The organism is Mariniphaga anaerophila, assembly GCF_900129025.1.
In the GTDB taxonomy this organism is placed as follows: Bacteria; Bacteroidota; Bacteroidia; order Bacteroidales; family Prolixibacteraceae; genus Mariniphaga; species Mariniphaga anaerophila.
In genome coordinates this window covers 161201-177524 of the sequence record NZ_FQUM01000006.1, presented here as the reverse complement: position 1 = coordinate 177524, position 16324 = coordinate 161201, and the positions used below count along the sequence as shown (strand labels likewise).

Below are 16324 nucleotides of genomic sequence, written 5' to 3'. Positions count from 1 at the left end.
ATTTATGTTATGTCAGTTTTGTTTCCATGTGGTTGCCGGCCTTGTCAATAGCCGCAACAAGTATCTCGGAGCCGGTTTTGTCCGTTTCGAAAACAAATGGCTTGCTTTTTAATGTTTGAGGTTTGTGTTCTACCTTTCCGGCTACTTTCCCGTCAATTGTTACTTCGTAATAGGCGAGTGGCGCGTCTCCGGCATATGCTGTTTGCCACGTAAGAATTGTTCCGCCTTCTTTCTTTTCTTCTTTCAGCATGCGCGGTCCGGCAATAAATTCCTCTTTTCCCATTTGAAAATAGTTGGTCTTTCCGTTTTTTACAGCTGAAGCCATTTTTTCAATTCTTGAACGTTCGGTAGCATTCAATCCGTCAGGTTCGATCTGCGCCGCATAAAAATTTTGTACCAGCTGGCATTTTAGCGGGTTTTCGTCGATGTGTCCGATGCCGACAATTAGTGTGTGAACACCCGGCGTAGTTAGTGAGTATTCAATTAACGGGCGGCTTGGCAACCCGGGTTCTCCCACATTGCGAAAAACGTGTTCGGGTTTGTTCGACCATGTGGGCTCTTTGTGATACATGGCTGCATCGGCAAAGGTTTTCATGCCAATAATTCCCAGCCCTTTGGCTTCGGCAACCGGTATTACATTGTTTTGCATGTTGAACATCAGCCTGTCGTTGGCATTGATGGCAACAAGCATTCCTTCCAAAATTCCCCATTCGTCCCGCTGAATCATGTCAATCATTGCCGGCGGGTTATTGTGCCCTGAAAAACCAATGTGCTTAATTAATGTTTCGTTTTTCGGATTCATCCCTGTCAGGTTGGTGCCATCGCGCAGGTCACGCAGGGCAACCAGTGCTCCAAAATTTCCGTTAGGGTCGAGTGGAGTTTCCAATCCTTCGTATAAAACATCTATTTCGCTGGTGTTGTGGAGCGTGTGTATGAGCACCATGTCGAGATAAGCTCCTGCGGGATAGTTCCCCTGGCCGTCTCCGAAAAGCTGGGTGAGTGAGCGTTTTACATCGTCCACTGCACATTTTACATTCTCGCCGTTCGACCAGTTAATTACGCCGTCTTTTTCCGGCCATCCCGGTTTCCCCCAGCGCATGGCAGTTTTGCTTGTCAGCCAGATCGATTTTCGCAGCTTTTCGTCATAATTATCTTCTCCGGGAATCAGGTTCAGCTTTTTAAATGCTTTGTTGAAGTTTAGCTGACTTCCTGCGTAAAGATTGGATGTATCGAAATAATTTATACCAAGTTTAAATGCTTTCAGGATAATCGGAACCGGGTCTACATCTTCCGGAGTCCACTGCAACGAAGCCTGCCCTCCCAACCCCAACGTGGTAACCATAAAATTGTGCTTTCCAAACCTGCGTTTCATTGGAGCAGGAACTTTTTCGGTGTTGCAGCCGCCAAGCGGGAGTGCAGATACGGCTGCAGTAGTTGCTGCGGTTACTTTAATGAAATCCCGTCGGGAAACGTTGTGCTTGTTGTTTGTTGCCATAGTTTTAAGTTTTCCATAAAGTTACAAAATATTAAACTTAATCGGAATGCTCTTTCCAAAGTGCTTTTCTTTTAGGAAAGGAAGGAAAAATATGGTTGAAAGCAGCTTACAACGTTCTTCTGTTGGGTGTCGCAACCTTCATGTTAATATTAAAATCTACGGTTGAAGCCCGTGATGCAATTCCCTTCATTTTCCGAATATTTCTGTTATTTTCGCAATTTCTTTATATCAAATAGATTATATGTGGCTGAAGGTTTCAAGCATTATCCTCAGAAATAAAATACTCCTGCTTAGTATTTTGGTGGCAATTACATTATTTCTGGGTTACCATGCACGAAAAGTTGAAATGTCTTATGAATACGCATCTTTAATTCCGAAGAAAGATCAGGCGTATAAAGATTACCAGAACTTTGTAAAGGTATTCGGAGAAGAGGGAAATCTTATCATTATAGGGATTCAGGATTCTAACTTTTTTCAGATTGAGCGCTTCGATGCCTGGAAGCAGTTTTGTGACGACCTTTCGAAGGTGGAAGGAGTTGAAGATTTGTTGTCGGTTTCCAATACGTACGACCTGGTGAAAAACGTTGAAAAACGTAAATTCGAGGTTGTTCCTATTTTCCCGGACTCCATATCTACGCAGGCAGAAATTGATGAGCAGGCAGACATATTCAGAAGTTTACCGTTTTACCGGGAGTTGGTTTACAATCCGGAAACCCATACATACTTGCTTGCCATAACGGTAAACAAAGACAAAATGCACACCAAGGCCCGGGAGAAAATGATAAAATCCATTCAGAAGATTTCTCACAATTTTGAGGAGAAAGAACAGGTGGTTTTGCATTACTCCGGACTCCCGTACATCAGGGTGGTTAATTCCATAAAAATAAAAAGAGAGTTATACATGTTCAGTGTTTTGGCACTGGTTATTTGTATTGTGGTGCTGTTTTTATTTTTCAGGTCGTTTAAAGCGGTAATTTTCCCGGTTATCATTGTTCTTACCGGTGTGGTTTGGGCAATGGGAATGTTGTCGTTGTTCGGGTATAAAATTACCATTTTGTCGGGAATGATTCCTCCGCTTTTAATTGTGATTGGAATTCCCAACAGTATTTATATGCTGAATAAATTTCATCACGAATATGTAAGGCACGGCAATAAAATAAAAGCGCTGCAGCGTGTAATCATAAAAATAGGAAACGCAACTTTCCTCACCAATCTTACAACAGCATCGGGGTTTGCCACTTTTATTATTGTAAAAAGTGACATCCTCAGGCAGTTTGGGATTGTGGCTTCGCTGAATATTATGGGCTTGTTTGTTTTGTCGTTATTACTTATCCCTATTATATTTAGTTTTATTGAACCGCCGTCAACACGTCATTTAAAGCATCTTAACAATAAATTTGTTTCGGATATTATTGACAAATTGATTTTTATTTCCGAAAAGCGGCGTAAACTGGTTTATGCTGTTGCTCTGGCAATTCTGGGAGTTGGGTTTTACGGCATTACCCTCATGAAAAGCTCCGGATACATGGTAGACGATATTCCGGAACACGACCCGGTTTACAAAGATCTGAAGTTTTTTGAGTCGAATTTTGACGGGCTCATGCCTCTGGAAATTATGGTAGATACCAAACGTCCCGGAGGCGTAATGAATCTGGCTACTTTTAAAAAGATTGATCAGTTGGAGAAAAAACTGGCCGAGTATCCCGAGCTTTCGCCTCCGATTTCTTTACTGAATCTTTTAAAATTTTCGAAACAGGCATTTTACAATGGACGGGAAGATTATTACAGCCTTCCGAATAACCGCGAACAAAATTTTATATTACAATATGCCCGGCTTGGTGGCAACGATGCCGGAATGCTGCATTCCTTTATTGACAGCGCAAAGCAGGTTACACGGATTAGCATCAGAATGAAAGACGTGGGAACAAAGCGGATGGAAGAACTGTATGCTGATTTTATTGCCGATGTTGATTCTATTTTTCCCGCTGATAATTACGATGTTACCGTTACTGGTTCGAGCGTGACTTCTTTTAAAGGAACCCAATATTTGCTCAAAAATTTATTTACCAGTCTCGGGCTGGCTATTCTTCTAATTTCGATTTTTATGGCCATCATGTTCTCTTCGTGGCGGATGGTCATCATGTCGCTTACCCCCAATGTTATTCCGTTAATATTTACTGCTGCTATTATGGGATTCTCTGGTATTCCCATAAAAGCGTCTACCATTTTGGTTTTTAGTATCGCTTTTGGTATTTCGGTCGATAACACCATTCACTTTTTGGCCAAATACAGGCAGGAGCTAATTGCTACCGGATGGGACATCAGGCGCTCAGTGGTTTTAGCTCTGAAAGAAACCGGGGTGAGCATGCTTTACACTTCGGTAGTGCTGTTTTTCGGGTTCGGGATTTTTTCCCTTTCCGGATTTGGCGGAACGGTTGCAATGGGAGTTCTTGTTTCTCTGACATTGCTTGTGGCAGTAACTTCCAACCTTATTTTGCTGCCATCGTTGCTCACAAGCCTCGACCGCTTGTTAACTACCCGTTCGTTTAGAGAGCCGCTTCTGAATATCTACGATGAAGAAGAGGACATTGAACTGGAAGAGCTGAAAATTAAAGATAATCACAACCACAATGGATAAAATGTATTCGAAAGAAGAGTTGCAAAACAGAATTAACGACGAAATTGTTCGCAGGTCGGCCGGGTTACGAGCCCGGAAACCGGGAGAACTTTACGCTCCGATTGATTACTCCCTCGACGTTGGCGGAAAACGCTTGCGTCCGGTTTTGCTGTTGATGGCCTATAATCTGTTTTCTGAAGAAATTGAAAAAGCACTGCCCGCTGCATTGGCGATTGAGGTGTTTCATAATTTTACGTTGTTGCACGACGATATTATGGACAAAGCCGAAGTGCGGAGGAATATGCCTACTGTTCATTTGCAGTTCAGCGAAAACAGCGCAATACTTTCCGGAGATGCCATGGCATTTCTGTCCTACCAGTATTTATTGGAATGCCGTTCGGGGAGGATGTTCGAAGTAGCGAGTCTTTTTACCAAAACGGCGCTCGAAGTTTGCGAAGGACAGCAGTACGACATGGATTTCGAACACAGGCTGGATGTAACTGAAGCAGAGTATCTGGAGATGATTAAGCTGAAAACGGCCGTGCTGCTTGGCTGCAGTTTGCAGGCGGGAGCATTGTTGGCAAATGCCGAAGACGAAACCGCACAGCAATTGTACGATTTTGGGATTAATCTTGGAATGGCCTTCCAGCTTCAGGACGACTGGCTTGATACTTTTGGCGATCAAAAGAAGTTTGGGAAAAAAATTGGTGGCGATATTGTAACCAACAAAAAAACATACCTGCTTATAACTGCTCTTGAAAAAGCATCCGAAGAGAATAAAAAAATATTGGATAATTGGCTGAACTCCACTGATTTTGATGCGGTGGAGAAGGTTGCTTCTGTTACTGGTATTTATAATCAGTTGGGAATTAAAGAATTGGTTGAATCAAAAATCGAATCTTATTTTTCTGAGGCAGAAAAAATACTTGCCCACTTGCCCGTAAATGAACTTAATAAAAAGTTTCTTATCGAATTGATGGAGAGTATGTTGGGGCGTAGGTCGTGACAAATAAAGCTTTAAAAGTATTTTTTTGTTGAATGAACTTAAACCTTTTGTAACTTTGTGGCGCTAAAAAAGAAGCGGTACCTTTTATCGCTATTCAAATGAATAAAAACAGATGAATCAAAGCAAAGGAAAAATTATTCAGGTAATCGGTCCTGTAGTTGACATTAGTTTTGAGAAAGAAGGCGGAGAATTGCCAACCATTTACGATGCCCTTGAGGTTGTCAGAGAAGGAAAAGATAACCTTGTGGTTGAGTGTCAGCAGCACATTGGTGAAGATACCATCCGTTGTATTGCAATGGATTCAACCGACGGGCTAAAACGTGGCATGGATGTTATTCCCACCGGCAAACCTATTATTATGCCACAGGGAAAAGAAGCCCTGGGTAGGTTGCTGAACGTGACGGGCGATGCCGTTGACGGGTTGGAGCAACTTCCTAAAGACGGGTTTACGATTCATAACGAACCGCCGAAATACGAAGATTTGCTTACCGAAACAGAAGTTTTGTACACCGGAATCAAGGTTATTGACCTGATTGAACCTTATGCAAAAGGTGGAAAAATCGGATTGTTTGGTGGGGCTGGAGTAGGAAAAACCGTGTTGATTCAGGAGTTGATTAATAATATCGCTTTGGCTCATAGTGGTTTGTCTGTTTTTGCCGGTGTTGGCGAACGAACACGTGAAGGGAACGACCTGTTGCGTGAGATGATTGAAGCAGGTATTGTTGATTACGGAGATGCATTCCGCGAATCCATGGAAATGGGCGGTTGGGATCTTTCTAAAGTAGATGAGGAGAGCCTGAAAAAATCGAAGCTGGCCATGGTGTTCGGACAGATGAATGAACCACCGGGAGCACGTGCGCGTGTTGCCCTGTCGGGGCTTGCCATTGCCGAAAATCTTCGCGATAGCGGAACCGAAACCGGAGCCGGACGGGATATCCTGTTTTTTATTGACAATGTTTTCCGGTTTACCCAGGCAGGTTCCGAAGTATCTGCGCTTTTGGGGAGGATGCCTTCCGCAGTGGGGTATCAGCCTACTTTAGCAACGGAAATGGGAATTATGCAGGAACGTATTACTTCTACAAAACACGGGTCAATTACATCTGTTCAGGCCGTTTATGTGCCGGCTGATGACCTTACCGACCCGGCGCCTGCAACAACTTTTGCTCACCTGGATGCTACAACAGTGCTTAGTCGTAAAATTGTGGAGCTGGGTATTTATCCTGCGGTAGATCCGTTGGATTCCTCGTCGCGTATTCTTACTCCTGAAATTGTGGGAGATGAACATTATGATTGCGCACAGAAAGTAATTAATTTGTTGCAGCGCTATAAAGAATTGCAGGACATTATTGCAATTTTGGGAATGGATGAACTTTCCGAAGAAGACAAATTGGTCGTGCACCGTGCACGTCGTGCGCAGCGTTTCCTGTCTCAGCCATTCTTTGTGGCGTCTCAGTTTACCGGGCTCGAAGGAAAGCTGGTGTCCATAGAAGATACGGTGAAAGGTTTTAATATGATTTTGAACGGCGAAGTCGACAAATATCCTGAAAGCGCTTTTAACCTGGTGGGAACCATTGAGGAAGCCATCGAAAAAGGAGAACGTTTGCTGGCTGGCAAGTAATTAAAAATCAGAGCATGTTTCTTGAAATCATCACACCCGACAAAAAAATATTCCAGGGAGAAGTAAAGCGAGTCAGGCTGCCCGGAAGCAAAGGGTTATTCGAAATTTTGAATAGCCACGCGCCTATTATTTCTACTCTGGGTAGAGGTGAAGTCAGGGTTATCGATAACGATGACCAAAAGCTTACCTGGGAAATTGAAGGGGGAATTGTGGAGAATAAAGACAACAAAATAATTGTTTTACTGGAATCAGTTTGAAAATCAAATTCCTGGTCATACGACTAAGCTCCATCGGAGATATTGTGCTTACATCGCCTGTGGTGCGTTGTTTAAAAAAGCAGGTTGAAGGCGCAGAGGTGCATTTTGTGACCAAGAAAAAGTACGAATCCCTGGTCTCGCCAAATCCATACATCGATAGAGTTCACACTTTTTCAGATAGTTTATCCGGGTTAATTCATCAACTGCGGCAAGAAAAATTCGATTATATAATTGATCTGCATCAAAATTTAAGGAGCAACCGGATAAAAAGCAGCCTGGGCGTTCCTTCGTTTTCATTTCAGAAACTTAATATTCAGAAATTTTTGCTGGTTGGTTTAAAAATCAATTTGCTTCCTGAAAATCATATCGTTGACAGAAATCTGGAAACTCTTTCTGCTTTTGATGTGAAGAATGATGAGGATGGGTTGGACTTTTTTATTCCTGAAAATGAAAAGTTTAATGTTGCCGAGCTTCCGGAGAAGCATCAGAAAGGTTACGTTGCTTTTGTGATTGGAGGAACCTGGGCAACCAAAAAACTACCTGTTGAAAAGGTGATTGAAATTTGCAATGGAATTTCGTTCCCGGTTGTTCTATTGGGTGGTCCTGACGAAACGGGGGAAGCTGAAGTCATTGTGAGGGAGACCGGCAATAATGTTTTCAACCTGACCGGAAAAATAAGTCTTCATCAGTCGGCCAGTTTGTTGCCTGGTGCTCGGGTGGTGTTGGCCAACGATACTGGGTTGATGCATATTGCTGCTGCTTTTAAAAAGAAAATCCTTTCGTTCTGGGGAAATACTGTCCCTGCATTTGGAATGTATCCTTACCAGGCAGACCCGGCATCAGAAATGCTTGAGGTAAGTGGAGTGAAATGTCGTCCCTGTTCGAAGCTGGGGTACCGCAAATGTCCCCGAAAACATTTTCGGTGCATGAAAGAACAAGATGCAGCAAAGGCAATAGCCTGGATTGAGAAGAATTTTGGTGATTAAATTTTTTCCTGCTTTTATGTCGTTTCGAGTGTGTAGGGGGCGAAACAAATAGCGGTTAATTGTTAAAAGCCTTTGCCAGTCGCTCCAACCCTTCTTTTAGAACGCTTTGCGGGCATCCGATATTTAGTCGCAGCCAACCATCGCCGCCGGTTCCAAAACGTCCGCCGTTATTCAGTCCTACTCTAGCTTTTTCTATAGTAAATTTCATTAGTTCTTCGTCGTTCATTCCAAATTTCCTGAAGTCCAGCCAAACCAAATAGGTGGCTTCCGGTTTCATAACTTTTACTTTCGGCAGGTGTTTCTTTATAAAGTTTTCGAGGAAAATGTAATTGTTCCAAAGGTAATCCAGCAGTTGGTCGAGCCAGTTGTCGCCGTTGCTGTATGCGGCCTCCAAAGCAACCGAGCCAAAAATATTTCCCATGCCCAGGTGTCCGACGCTTAATGCTCGTTCGTAACGCGCCATTTTTATTTTGCTGGGAATAATAATGAGAGAAGACGCAAGTCCTGCAACATTAAATGTTTTACTGGGAGCCATGCAAACAATTGAATTATTTGCCGCTTGTTCAGAAAGGGAAGCAAAAGGAATGTGGTGATTTTGATGGTAGGTCAAATCGGAGTGAATTTCATCTGAGATTACCATTATATCGTTTTCAAAACAAATGCTTGCCAGTTCCTCCAGCTCTTCTCTGGTCCACACCATTCCTCCGGGGTTTTGCGGGTTGCAAAGCAATAGCAGTTTTGTGTTTTTGTCGATTTTGGATTTCAAATCATCGAAATCGAATGTATAACGTCCGTTTTGAAGTTTCAACGGATTTTCAATCATTTTGCGTTTTGTGCCTTTTACGCTGTCGAAGAAAGGGAAGTAAACAGGAGGCTGAACAACAACCCCGTCTCCGGGTTTGGAGAATGTTTCTATGGCCAGGGTGAGGCCGGCAACAACGCCCGGACTAAAAGAGATCCATTCCTTTTTTATTTCCCAGTTGTGGCGGCGTTTCATCCAGCCAATAACAGCTTCGAAATAAGATTCGGGTTTAAAAGTGTAGCCGAAAATTTCGTGTTCAGCCCTTTTTCTTATGGCTTCGGTAATAAAATCGGGAGTTCTGAAATCGGTGTCGGCCACCCAAAGAGGCAGCACGTCGTTGGTTTTAAAAATCCATTCCCGGCCATCGTATTTAATACAGTTGGTTCCTTCTCTGGGAACTATTTCGTCGAAGTTATATTTTTTTGTCATTTTGTTGTTTGTTGCTTTAGTGGTTTGTTTGCGGCAAAACTGTTATTTTATTAAGGTAACTGTAGTTGTTTTCGTGTTCGACTTTGAGTACAAAGTTAAATTTGTTTAGCTCAAGGCAAAGGTTGAAATCTTCTTTAGGAGCCCATTCTTGTTTTTCAGGTTCGAAAAAACGTTTTCCGGATCCTTCCCATATGGTTTTTTTCATGTTATCGAAATTGTTGGGCTGCCCGAGTAAAGCGTTTCTTATGTATTCTGCGCAAAGGGTGTCTTCGTCGGTCGGAAATTCGCAGGCATAACCCATGCAAACCAGCGATACGTTTTTCGGGTTTTTGGATTTTATATAATTAATAATAGCGCCTGCGTTTACAAAACTTCCGGTAATAATTTCGGAAGCGCCTTTGGCACCAGCGATGCCCTGTGTGCCAGAGCTGGTTGTGTGAACAATTGTTTTTCCTTTTAAGTCAGTATTTTGCAATTGTGTGGGTGAGTTGCCGTAGTCGAACCGTGGTGGTTTCTTTTCATTCCTTTCGCCCATCAATATAAAATCGGGGTGTTTCTCTTTTAAAGAGTAGGCTTTTTCGATGTCTCCTACCGGAATAATTTTTTCAGCTCCTTTTTCTGTAACGTAGCAGGCGGTAGAAAATGCTCTGAATACGTCAATTACTACAGTGAGGCCTGTAGCTGCTCTTGCTCCTTCGAGCAATTGTAGTATCTGAATGTTCATTTTTTTGTTCTTTTTGCGAAAATAAGTAAAAATAACTTAACATATCATTTTAAAAATAGGCATGATAATTGTAATGCAAACGTTTGATTTTTGTAAAAATCTTATAATTAGCAAGATAAATTCAATATTACATTTAGTTAACGCAGACTTTATTAAGTTTACATTTATTTGACAAACTTTTAACGCATGTTTTACAGCATAATATTCAAAAACGTCCTATGTTTGCATCGTCATTCTTGGTAAAAGGAATGAGAAAGTCGAAAGAATTAAAAAGCAGCCGAAAGTGGCTGGACATAGAAAAGACTTGAAAACAATTAAACAATTAAAATTGAAAGACATGAAAACAATTAAATTAGCACTTACTGTAGCAGCGTTGGCATTTGCGACAATAACAAATGCAGTTGAGAAGCCAAAAATGAATGTAATACCCCTTAATTCAGAAAGGGCAATCGTTGCTGTAACAAACGAGAATCCGGCAATTTTTGAGGTAAGCATTGAAACAGAAAACGGCGAATTGGTATACTACAAACAAACCAATGAAGCTGTTACCGATTTTAAACAGGTGTATGATTTTAAAGACTTGGCCGCCGGGAATTACGTATTAAACATGAAAGTTAATGACACAAAGTTGATTAACGACTTTGAAGTTTCAGGCAACGGAATTGAAGTTGGCGAATCAAAAGTGCGTTTCGCTCCTTACTTCGATTATGAAAATGGTGAGTTGAAGCTTTCTTACCTGAACTTCGACAAAGAAAACTTGAAATTGTATTTCTACAACAACGAAGGGTTGGTTTACCAAACAAGGTTGGGACGCGAGTTTAACATTACTACCGGATACGATTTGTCTAAACTTGACAAAGGATCTTACCGTGTGGTTTTGGCTTCAAACGACGAAGAATTTACTTACAATTTGGTGAAATAGATTGGTTAATGGATGAAAAGGGAGAGGGTCCTGCTTAGCAGGGCCTTTTTTTTGCTTTATGCCAAATGGCTTTGTACGCAGCATACTTTTTCGATGTATGTTGCGTTTTTGTTTGTGGTTCAGGAGTTAACAGAGGCTTAATGTAAATGTTAAAATTTATGCTGTAAAACATGTTTGAAAAATAATTCATACTTTTGCAGCAGACATGTTAGTCTTTTTTTTAATGAAAATTGAAAACTATGGAAACAAAAGTGAATCAAAATCAGATAGTTATTACAACAGGATCTGGTGATGTGAAACAAAAACTGCCGGTGAATCTTATCTTGACCCTGGCAGCAGGAGCAATTGCGGGAGTTGCAATTATTTTCGGTATTTTTTGGGGTGCCGATATGCTTTTCAGCCTTTGATGTAAGGTAGAATCTATTATTAAGACGATATAAAGCGGCTCTGTCAGATTTGGCAGGGCCGCTTTTTTTGCATGCAGAAGTGGTTTGAAGGCGGGTTCTTCCAAATAACTCTTAAAAATTGACGGCTTTTTTCGTGATTTTTCGCATTTTTGCGCTCGGAAAAATTTGAAGCTAATTGGCTTTCTTAAAAAGCCGTTGAGATGTAAAATTTCTTTTCATCCTTTCGTTGGCTGTTCAGCGTATATTTAATTTATTAAGAAAATGGAAATAAGAGTTTTGGGCAACAACCATTCTGTGTTCGACCAGTACCTGGCGGAAATTAGAGACGTGTCCATTCAAAAAGACCCATTGCGGTTTCGTGAAAATCTTTATCGTCTTGGCGAATTGTTCGCATACGAAATCAGCAAAAACCTGAAGTACGAAGTAACCGATGTAACCACTCCGTTGGGAATTGCCAAAGTACCATTGTTGGAAAAGCAACCGGTGCTTGCAACTATTTTGAGAGCCGGGCTTGCCATGCACAATGGCTTGCTGAAAATATTGGACAGGGCAGAAAACTGTTTTATCTCTGCATTCAGGAAATACAACGAAAGTGGTGATTTTGAGATTGAGTTTGAATACATGGCGTCGCCCTCGCTGGATGATAAAGTGGTAATTCTTTCAGACCCGATGCTTGCATCTGGCCGTTCCATGGAAATTGGTTACCATGCACTCTTCAGCAAAGGAACTCCGAAACATGTGCATTTGGTTTCAATTATTGCCAGCCAGCAGGGGGTTGATTACATTACCGAAACCATTAAGGCCGAAAATGTAACGCTTTGGCTTGGCGCAATTGATCCGGAAATGACGCCGAAATCGTACATCGTTCCCGGACTTGGAGATGCCGGAGACCTTGCTTACGGAGAAAAAATTGATTCAAAATAGAGAAAATTACCTGCTTGACCTAGAACAAAAAGTTCTGCCATTTTTCGGTAATTTTCTGCGGATTGTTTATCAGAAATACACTTCGACGTTTACATCATCGCGGCTGAACCCTTTTTCCTTCAGGATTTCCATGGCGTCAAAAATCATGTCGCTGTTGCCACATAAATAGAAACACGAATTTTTATCGAATTCAGCTTCTTTTAAATAGGCGGTTAATCTTCCGTGGAAATCGCTGTCGGTGTCGCGAGACGTGCATAAAAAGTATTTGCCGTTTTCATATTCCTCCCGCTCATAGGCTTCGTTGGTGTGTCTTACGCCGTGAATAACCTGGTAGTCGAGGCCGGGATTGCTTTTTACCATACTGTGGAAAGGCGCAATTCCTGTTCCGCTGGCTATGAAAATGTGTTTGTGTGAATCGCGTTTTTGCGCGTCGAGTGAAAAGCGGCCGAAAGGCCCGTGCACTTCAACCATATCACCTTCTTTAAGGTGTTTCAGTTTAGGCGAAAAATACCCCCCATCCACTTCTTTTACCAACACTTCAAGGTGCTCGTCATCTTCAGCACTGTAAATTGAGTATTCCCGACTTTGATAATCGCCCGAAATGGAGAGCGAAATATGTTGTCCTGATTCAAACTTGAACCTGCTTTTCGGGAGTTGTAAAACAAAAGTACTCTCTGTTAAATTTTTAATGTTTTGTACTTTGTAGTAATTCGTATTAAGTTGAACTTCTGGTTTCATTTCTATTGTCATTGCTAATCTAAAATTATAAGGAATTGCAAAAATAGTATCAAAAATAAATAAAAGACTTTTTGGTATTTTATTTCACCGATTAATTTAGAGAATTAACCGATTATTAACACAATTGTTCGAAAGGAATTGGATAATTTTCAAACAAATTCCAGGGAAACAAAATTTTTTAAAGCCAGAAAAAAACAATAAAACATGAAAACATTAATCGTTTATGCTACGAATCATGGCTGTACCGAAAAAATAGCGGAACAGATGAAAGATTATCTCGGAGGAGATGTTACACTGAAAAATTTGAAAAAGGAATCTGTGCCTTCTCCAGAGTTGTACAGCCGCGTAATTGTGGGAGGTTCTATTCATGCAGGGCAGGTTCAGAAAAAAGTGAAAGAGTTCTGCCGTGCCAATTCTGCTCTTCTACTGCAAAAAGAACTCGGGTTGTTTATTTGTTGTATGGAAGAGGGAGAAGTTGCGCAAAAACAGTTGGAAAATGCCTACCCGGAAGAGCTGCTGGAAAATGCAAAAGCTTCTGCATTTTTTGGTGGAGCATTTGACTTTGACAGAATGAATTTTTTGGAAAAAATGGTTGTGAAAAAAGTTGCTCAGGTAAGGCAGAGCACGTCAAAAGTCGATTCGGAGGAGGTTCGAAAATTTTCGAAACGGATGGATCGTGTTTTTAATCCTTTCCTTTTTCTGGTTTAGAAATTCAGATAAAAATCGCGGGTCAGCGTTTTGTATTCTTCTGTAAAACCGTTGCTCTTATCAGTGTGAATGTTGAGGGTGGTTACTGCTGTGGTGCATTCCTCCCGAATAAATTCCATCAGATACCGGTTGGTGGGTTTCAGATTGTTGGGGCGCACTTTGGTCAATCGGCACAAACTCAGTCCTTCGGCCTTGCATTTTTTAATAAGTTCTTTTGCCTGAACAACAGGAAGGATAACTGCGAATGTTCCAGTGCGTGATAACAACTTTTCTGCGCCTTCCACAAGATCGGAAAGAGGCAGGAGGTGGTTGTGCTTGGCAATGGCGAGCAGTTTACTTTTCGATTTTTGGCTGTTGGTAAAAAAGGGCGGGTTGGAAACAATCAGGTCGAATTGTTCGGTGCATGTTTCCGAAAAAGCCTGAAAAGTTGTATGCAGGATGGAAATGCGATTGTTCCAAGGCGAGTTTCCGGCATTCTCAGCAGCTTCGTTTGCTGCATTTTCTTCAATTTCTATCCCGATAACCGTGGCGCACGAGCGTTGCGCTGCCATAATTGAAATAACGCCGGTGCCGGCACCAATATCTAAAATAGAACTTGCCTTCGAAACGTTTACCCAGGCCCCCAGCAAAACGCCGTCGGTTCCTACTTTCATGGCAGAATGCTCCTGGGTTATTCTGAACTGCTTAAACTGAAAATAGTTGTTTCGTCCCATGTTAAAATTTCTCGAAAATTCCCAGTCCGAAAAGTGCAAAATCGTATTTCACCGGGTCTGCAGCATCAAATTTACGAAGTGTTGAAGTAACTTCTTCCACCGCTTTCCAGTCGTTTTGTTTCCGGGATAATATATTTAGTTTTCGTGCAACATTTCCGGTGTGCACATCAAGCGGCAGCATAAGGGCCGATGCCGGAATGCCGTTCCACAGCCCGAAATCCACTCCGCGGTTATCGTTACGGACAAGCCATCTTAAAAACATGTTAAGCCGTTTGGCAGAAGCGCCGCGTTCTACGTTGGCAACGTGTTTTCGTGTGCGTTCGCCCGGAATTTCGAAAAATACCCGGAAAAAGTACTGCAATGCTGACTTTACCGAACTCTCTATTTGAAAACCTGTTTCAAACACCTGCTGAAGCCCCCCGTGGTTTTCGTAAATGTTTTTTAAAGAACGTACAAAATAGATTAAATCCTGCCCGTTAAATGTGCGATGAACAAACGGTTCCAGATGTGTCTTGAGTTCATTCGCTGAGGCCTGGGTGATGAATTCGTAAGGGCGGTTGTCCAGCAGTTGCATTAAACGCATGGCATTTTTTATGATTGCCGGCCTGCTTCCCCACGAAATGGTAGCGGCTAAAAAAGCTGCAATTTCTATGTTTTCTTTTTGGCTGAATTGTTTGGGAATTTGAACGGGATCGGTTTCGATAAAAGCCGGGCGGTTATATTTTTCTACCTTCTCGTCTAAAAACGATTTAAGATCAGTTTCTTTCATAACTTCTCTACTCCGGAAATTTGAAATTCATTGGGATTTTTGTTTAGCCCATTGCTTCGTCAATCAGGCCGTCTTTTATGCCAATGATTTTGTCAGAACGTTCTGCAAAATGATCGTCGTGGGTTACAATTACAAACGTTTGTCCGAAGTCGTCGCGAAGCTGAAAAAGCAGGTCGTGAAGGTCGTCGCGGTTTGCCGAGTCGAGGTTCCCTGACGGTTCATCGGCCAGTACTACCGACGGCTTATTGATTAATGCTCTGGCCACGGCAACACGTTGTTTTTCTCCTCCTGAAAGCTCCGATGGTTTATGGTTTACTCTGCCTTTTAATCCCAGGTAATCGAGCAGCCGAAGCGCTTCTTTTTCTGCTTCATTTTTCTGGCGCCGTGCAATAAATGCCGGAATACAAACATTTTCCAGCGCCGTAAATTCAGGCAAAAGATGGTGAAACTGAAAAACAAATCCGATTTCGCTGTTGCGGAAAGCTGCCAAATCTTTTTCCGAAAGTGAAGAAATATTTTTGTCGTTGTAGAAAATTGTGCCGCTGTCGGGTTTGCTCAGCGTTCCGATAATCTGGAGAAGAGTGGTTTTGCCTGCTCCACTGGCTCCTACAATGGAATAAATTTTCCCGAACGGAATTTCGAGATGGATGCCTTTTAATACCTGAAGGGATCCGAACGATTTTTTTATGTTCTCGGCTTTAATCAAACTGTTTGGGCTTTGCTAATCTTCTGGATGATCTTCGATTACTTTTTTTGTTTCCTCGCTTTCGTCAGCAGGATTTGTAGCATCGTCGAAGTCTCTTTTTATCTTTTCAGTTTCGCGGTCAACCGTAGAAGAAACGTCGTCCAGACTGTGTTTAATATTATCTGTTTCCCGGTTGACAGCCGATTTTACTTCGCTTATATCTCTTTTTATATCGGAAGTCTGTTCGTCAAACTCACGTTTTATTTCGTTGGTCGCTTTTCTGAATTCACGCATGCCTTTTCCCAGGGTTTTTGCAATGTCGGGGATGGCTTTTGCTCCAAAAAAGAGCAATGCCAGCAACATAACCAAAACCAGTTCTCCTCCGCTTATGAATAGTATGTAATTCATTCTTGAATAATTTTAGCCACAAATATACAAATTGGCACCATCAAATAAACAGTATATTTCAATAAAAAAGCAATAGCGCTGCAACTTGCAATGCGGTTGACTATCCTGCATTTTAA

General features: G+C 41.9%; 17 protein-coding genes. 9 read left to right on the top strand and 8 right to left on the bottom strand.

Annotation, left to right across the window (positions count from 1 at the left end):
- Positions 1-7: 7 nt before the first annotated feature.
- A complete protein-coding gene (locus tag BUB08_RS13585) occupies positions 8-1495 on the bottom strand; it encodes an aldo/keto reductase (protein ID WP_073002432.1) in 1488 nt (495 codons plus the stop codon).
- A gap of 241 nt (positions 1496-1736) precedes the next feature.
- Here BUB08_RS13585 and BUB08_RS13580 point away from each other — a divergent pair, with 241 nt between their 5' ends.
- From BUB08_RS13580 to BUB08_RS13560, 5 genes are all read left to right on the top strand, one after another.
- Positions 1737-4133, top strand: a complete 2397-nt coding sequence (locus BUB08_RS13580) for an efflux RND transporter permease subunit (protein WP_073002431.1) — start codon at positions 1737-1739, stop codon at positions 4131-4133.
- A complete protein-coding gene (locus BUB08_RS13575; protein WP_217651620.1) occupies positions 4126-5118 on the top strand; it encodes a polyprenyl synthetase family protein in 993 nt (330 codons plus the stop codon). The genes BUB08_RS13580 and BUB08_RS13575 overlap by 8 nt, the downstream gene beginning before the upstream one ends.
- Before the next feature lie 112 nt (positions 5119-5230).
- Positions 5231-6736, top strand: a complete 1506-nt coding sequence (atpD, locus tag BUB08_RS13570; protein ID WP_073002430.1) for a F0F1 ATP synthase subunit beta — start codon at positions 5231-5233, stop codon at positions 6734-6736.
- Between the two features lie 14 nt (positions 6737-6750).
- Positions 6751-6993 (top strand): ATP synthase F1 subunit epsilon, encoded by a 243-nt coding sequence (atpC, locus tag BUB08_RS13565; protein WP_073002429.1) that lies wholly within the window; start codon positions 6751-6753, stop codon positions 6991-6993.
- Complete coding sequence (locus BUB08_RS13560; protein ID WP_139249714.1) at positions 6990-7979, top strand: glycosyltransferase family 9 protein; 990 nt, start codon at positions 6990-6992, stop codon at positions 7977-7979. The genes atpC and BUB08_RS13560 overlap by 4 nt, the downstream gene beginning before the upstream one ends.
- A 55-nt stretch (positions 7980-8034) precedes the next feature.
- Here the strand turns inward: BUB08_RS13560 and BUB08_RS13555 are convergent, their stop codons facing one another.
- Positions 8035-9210: a MalY/PatB family protein gene (locus BUB08_RS13555; RefSeq protein WP_073002428.1), complete on the bottom strand. Its 1176-nt coding sequence runs from the start codon at positions 9208-9210 to the stop codon at positions 8035-8037.
- Positions 9211-9226: 16 nt separating this feature from the next.
- Entirely contained in the window at positions 9227-9934 is a 708-nt protein-coding gene (locus BUB08_RS13550; protein ID WP_073002427.1) for a 2-phosphosulfolactate phosphatase, read from the bottom strand.
- 337 nt (positions 9935-10271) lie between these two features.
- On the opposite strand from BUB08_RS13550, the gene BUB08_RS13545 reads away from it, so the two are divergent.
- The 3 genes from BUB08_RS13545 to upp all read left to right on the top strand — a co-directional run bounded on the left by BUB08_RS13545 (position 10272) and on the right by upp (position 12187).
- Positions 10272-10856 (top strand): hypothetical protein, encoded by a 585-nt coding sequence (locus BUB08_RS13545; protein WP_139249713.1) that lies wholly within the window; start codon positions 10272-10274, stop codon positions 10854-10856.
- A 239-nt stretch (positions 10857-11095) separates the two neighbouring features.
- Positions 11096-11263: a hypothetical protein gene (locus tag BUB08_RS20370; protein ID WP_175550010.1), complete on the top strand. Its 168-nt coding sequence runs from the start codon at positions 11096-11098 to the stop codon at positions 11261-11263.
- A 261-nt stretch (positions 11264-11524) separates the two neighbouring features.
- Positions 11525-12187 carry a uracil phosphoribosyltransferase gene (gene upp / locus BUB08_RS13540; RefSeq protein WP_073002425.1) on the top strand — a complete coding sequence of 221 codons (663 nt, stop codon included), beginning with the start codon at positions 11525-11527 and terminating at the stop codon, positions 12185-12187.
- Between the two features lie 69 nt (positions 12188-12256).
- On the opposite strand, the gene BUB08_RS13535 is transcribed toward upp, so the two are convergent.
- Positions 12257-12925 carry a ferredoxin--NADP reductase gene (locus tag BUB08_RS13535; RefSeq protein ID WP_073002612.1) on the bottom strand — a complete coding sequence of 223 codons (669 nt, stop codon included), beginning with the start codon at positions 12923-12925 and terminating at the stop codon, positions 12257-12259.
- Positions 12926-13129: 204 nt separating this feature from the next.
- Here BUB08_RS13535 and BUB08_RS13530 point away from each other — a divergent pair, with 204 nt between their 5' ends.
- Positions 13130-13633 carry a flavodoxin domain-containing protein gene (locus BUB08_RS13530; RefSeq protein ID WP_073002424.1) on the top strand — a complete coding sequence of 168 codons (504 nt, stop codon included), beginning with the start codon at positions 13130-13132 and terminating at the stop codon, positions 13631-13633.
- Here the strand turns inward: BUB08_RS13530 and BUB08_RS13525 are convergent.
- From BUB08_RS13525 to BUB08_RS13510, 4 genes are read right to left on the bottom strand one after another with little or no spacing between them, the layout of a single operon-like run.
- Positions 13630-14346, bottom strand: coding sequence for a tRNA1(Val) (adenine(37)-N6)-methyltransferase (locus tag BUB08_RS13525; RefSeq protein WP_073002423.1), 717 nt, complete (start codon positions 14344-14346; stop codon positions 13630-13632). The two genes, BUB08_RS13530 and BUB08_RS13525, sit on opposite strands and share 4 nt — an antisense overlap.
- A gap of 1 nt (position 14347) precedes the next feature.
- Positions 14348-15115: a TIGR02757 family protein gene (locus tag BUB08_RS13520; RefSeq protein ID WP_073002422.1), complete on the bottom strand. Its 768-nt coding sequence runs from the start codon at positions 15113-15115 to the stop codon at positions 14348-14350.
- A gap of 43 nt (positions 15116-15158) precedes the next feature.
- Entirely contained in the window at positions 15159-15821 is a 663-nt protein-coding gene (locus BUB08_RS13515) for an ABC transporter ATP-binding protein (protein ID WP_073002421.1), read from the bottom strand.
- A gap of 15 nt (positions 15822-15836) precedes the next feature.
- Positions 15837-16208, bottom strand: a complete 372-nt coding sequence (locus tag BUB08_RS13510; protein ID WP_073002420.1) for a Sec-independent protein translocase subunit TatA/TatB — start codon at positions 16206-16208, stop codon at positions 15837-15839.
- Positions 16209-16324 lie beyond the last annotated feature (116 nt).

Coding starts and splice junctions, on each gene's coding strand:
- atpC (WP_073002429.1), top strand. CDS start 6,751: ATGTTTCTTGAAATCATCACACCCGACAAAAAAATATTCCAGGGAGAA.
- BUB08_RS13575 (WP_217651620.1), top strand. CDS start 4,126: ATGGATAAAATGTATTCGAAAGAAGAGTTGCAAAACAGAATTAACGAC.
- BUB08_RS20370 (WP_175550010.1), top strand. CDS start 11,096: ATGGAAACAAAAGTGAATCAAAATCAGATAGTTATTACAACAGGATCT.
- BUB08_RS13555 (WP_073002428.1), bottom strand. CDS start 9,210: ATGACAAAAAAATATAACTTCGACGAAATAGTTCCCAGAGAAGGAACC.
- BUB08_RS13525 (WP_073002423.1), bottom strand. CDS start 14,346: ATGGGACGAAACAACTATTTTCAGTTTAAGCAGTTCAGAATAACCCAG.
- BUB08_RS13585 (WP_073002432.1), bottom strand. CDS start 1,495: ATGGCAACAAACAACAAGCACAACGTTTCCCGACGGGATTTCATTAAA.
- BUB08_RS13530 (WP_073002424.1), top strand. CDS start 13,130: ATGAAAACATTAATCGTTTATGCTACGAATCATGGCTGTACCGAAAAA.
- BUB08_RS13510 (WP_073002420.1), bottom strand. CDS start 16,208: ATGAATTACATACTATTCATAAGCGGAGGAGAACTGGTTTTGGTTATG.
- BUB08_RS13580 (WP_073002431.1), top strand. CDS start 1,737: ATGTGGCTGAAGGTTTCAAGCATTATCCTCAGAAATAAAATACTCCTG.
- BUB08_RS13550 (WP_073002427.1), bottom strand. CDS start 9,934: ATGAACATTCAGATACTACAATTGCTCGAAGGAGCAAGAGCAGCTACA.
- BUB08_RS13520 (WP_073002422.1), bottom strand. CDS start 15,115: ATGAAAGAAACTGATCTTAAATCGTTTTTAGACGAGAAGGTAGAAAAA.
- BUB08_RS13535 (WP_073002612.1), bottom strand. CDS start 12,925: ATGAAACCAGAAGTTCAACTTAATACGAATTACTACAAAGTACAAAAC.
- upp (WP_073002425.1), top strand. CDS start 11,525: ATGGAAATAAGAGTTTTGGGCAACAACCATTCTGTGTTCGACCAGTAC.
- BUB08_RS13545 (WP_139249713.1), top strand. CDS start 10,272: ATGAAAACAATTAAATTAGCACTTACTGTAGCAGCGTTGGCATTTGCG.
- atpD (WP_073002430.1), top strand. CDS start 5,231: ATGAATCAAAGCAAAGGAAAAATTATTCAGGTAATCGGTCCTGTAGTT.